The organism is Streptomyces antarcticus, from assembly GCF_026627255.1.
GTDB lineage: Bacteria > Actinomycetota > Actinomycetes > Streptomycetales > Streptomycetaceae > Streptomyces > Streptomyces antarcticus.
Genome location: NZ_JAPNLM010000075.1, coordinates 1 through 2,719 on the forward strand (window position 1 = coordinate 1; position 2,719 = coordinate 2,719).

Annotated in this window: 1 protein-coding gene; it reads right to left on the reverse strand. The window is 65.7% G+C overall.

Features of this window, described 5'->3' with window-relative positions:
* Window positions 1–750 precede the first annotated feature (750 nt).
* Window positions 751–1,536, reverse strand: coding sequence for an SDR family NAD(P)-dependent oxidoreductase (locus tag OTB16_RS39065; RefSeq protein ID WP_267727698.1), 786 nt, complete (start codon window positions 1,534–1,536; stop codon window positions 751–753).
* Window positions 1,537–2,719 lie beyond the last annotated feature (1,183 nt).

The window sequence follows — 2,719 nt, forward strand, 5'->3', positions numbered from 1 at the left end:
AAGGACCTGGACCGAGTCATCCCCGAGATCGATGACCCCGCAGCAGCCAAGTACTGCCAGCAGTTGCACCAGCTCGCTGTGCTCGTGTCAAGGAACCTGCCCAGCACCAAATGAGACAACTTCTTAGGGTCAGGGCGGCTGCGCCCAAGATCATTCCCATGCGCCTCATGTGCAATGTTCCGTACCCCTCGTTGGCCCCTCGATGAACCTGCCTGCATGACCATGGCCCGCGTGGGGGCACGGCGGACAGAGCCGCATCGAGCTTTCGCCCGAATGGGCGCAGGTGGTGCAGGTAGTGCCGGCGGTGGTGTGGATGCCCCTACAGGACGGGTGCGGGCCGAACATCCGCTTCCGGACTTCGGCGGCAGGGGAAAGCCATGCCCGCCGACGTTCCTCACCCCACCCGGAACCTGAGTCAGGCTGCTGAGGCCGCACAGGCGCTCGCGGCCGGCGCTGAGCCAGGGGGGCTGCCTGCGAACGGGCCGCGCACGGATGCAGGTGAACTGGCGGCGTGATCGGGGAGGCCGGTCCGGCCCGTTCGTGGGGTGTCGGTCAGCCGACGGGGTGTGTCAGCCCTGGAAGCGGTCCGCGAGATGGTCGGCGAGTTGCGTGAAGTCATGTGCCATGTGTCCATCCGTGTCGGGTGATACGGGTCCGCAGGCGGAAGAAGTCGTGACTGAGCGCCGGTTCAACCGGCCCCCAGAGGGCGTTGCGCCAGCGACTGTGGTGGTTGGTGTGGTGTGGGTGGGGTTAGCGGGTGGTCCAGCCGCCGTCGACGGAGAGGGTGGTGCCGAGGACGAAGGAGGAGCGGGGGCTGCAGAGCCAGGCGGCTGCTTCGGCGATTTCGGTGGGGGTGGCCATGCGGGGGAGGGGGGTGGTGTTGAGGAGGGTTTGTTCGATGTGGGGGTTCTGGGTGAGCCAGTTGTTGATCATTTCGGTTTTGGTGGTGCCAGGGGCGATCGCGTTGATACGGATGTTGTGGGGCGCGTATTCGTTGGCGGCGGCTTTGGTGAGGCCGATGATGGCGTGTTTTGAAGCGATGTAGGGGGCGGTGACGGGGGTGGCGACGAGGCCGGCGGTGCTGCTGTTGTTGACGATTTGTCCGCCGTGGGGGTTGTTGAGCATGGCGCGAATTTCGTGGCGCATGGAGTTCCAGGTGCCGCGGGTGTTGGTGTCCATGACCGTGTCGTAGGTGGTTTCGTCGAGGAGGTGCATGGGTTGGGGGGTGGCGCCGGTGCCGGCGTTGTTGAAGGCGGAGTCGAGGCGTCCGTAGGTGTTGAGGTGGGTCTCGATGGCGTGGGCGATGTCGTGGGTGTTGCGGACATCGGCGATGACGTATTGGGCTTGGTGACCGGCATTGCGGAGTTCTTCGGTGAGGGCGACGAGTTGGGGTTCGCGGCGGGCTATGAGGGTGACGGCGGCGCCTTCGCGGCAGAAGACGCGGGCGGCTTCAGCTCCGATGCCCGAGCTGGCGCCGGTGATGAGGGTGGCTTGGTTTGCCATGAGGGGTGTGGTGGTGTTTGGGGGGTGGGTCATCGCGTGAACGTAGCATGGGGGAACGGCTGTTGTGGCGGGCGGCGGCTTGCCCGCGACCGGGTGGTGAATGCCGGACATCTTCTGTTGGGACTTCTTGCGGACGCCCTTGCGTGGGTTCGCGGCTTTGCGCGGCGGCGGTTTCGCCGGGGGGACGGGGAGGTGGTCCTGGCTCCGGCTCTTGATGGTGCGTGATGTCATGGGCAAGTTGCTGTGTATCTGCCGAAGTTTTGCGGTGTGTTCACCGGTACTGGTTTCCGTCGTGCGGCAAATGACGTGTGTGCCGCCGGATTGCCATGTGTGCCGGTCTGTTGTGTGTCGGGGTGTGGGTGGCTGGTGGGGGTCGCGGGGTCGCGGTTGTCTGTTGTCCGGGTCTCGGAGGCTGGGGTCGGTGCGTTGAGGGTGGCGGCGCGCAGGTGTGACTGGGTGTGGTTGTGGGGGGCGGTGGTTGTGCCCGTGCGGCACTGCACTGCTGTGTGTGGGTGTTTGTGGTTGCGGGTGGGTGGCACACGGGGGCTGGCGGGTTTCCGCGGCCGACCGTGGCTGAGGGGCCGGTCGTGGTTGAGGGAGCTGGCCAGTTTCCTGTGTGGTGATTCCAGTGTGGTGTGGGTGCTGGAGTTGGTGTGCAGGGTGGCGCGCTGACTTGCCGGTTTTGGCTGGTCGGGTGGCTTGTTTCACGATGGCGATGGTGTGTGCTGGGAGTCCGGCGGGGCGTGTCCTACTCCGTGCGGGGTGTGGTGTGTGGCGCGGGACCGTGTCACCCGTGTGTGCGGTCACTTGACCGGGCTTTGGCGTGGTGGAGGTGTGTTCTTCGGCGGGCTTTTCAGGGGTTTGTTCAAGGGTGTTGGGTGGTGCTGAGTTCGTTCTGGTCTGTCGGTATCTCTGCTGGGTGTTTTGGTTACTGAGGTTGTAGGCGTGGTGTCGGGTGTGTTCTCGGGCGGTGGTGGTGGGGGTGTTGTGGAATGGGGTTGGCAGGGTTTCTTGGGAATCGGTCATGCCGGCGCGTTGGCCTGTGACTTCAGGTTGGCGGCAGCCTTAAGCCGTGCCGTGCCGTGCGTGTGCCGGTGCGGTGCCGGTGTGGAGCCGTGCCGTGCCGGTGCCGGTGCGGTGTGGGTGCCGGTGCGGTGTGGGTGATCACGGCGCCGACGAGCTGCTCCCCGTCCCGTACGGGAGAGGTGGTCAGGTC

Excerpts from the sequence above, each read along its gene's own strand:
- OTB16_RS39065 (WP_267727698.1), bottom strand. The coding sequence starts at position 1,536 with ATGACCCACCCCCCAAACACCACCACACCCCTCATGGCAAACCAAGCC.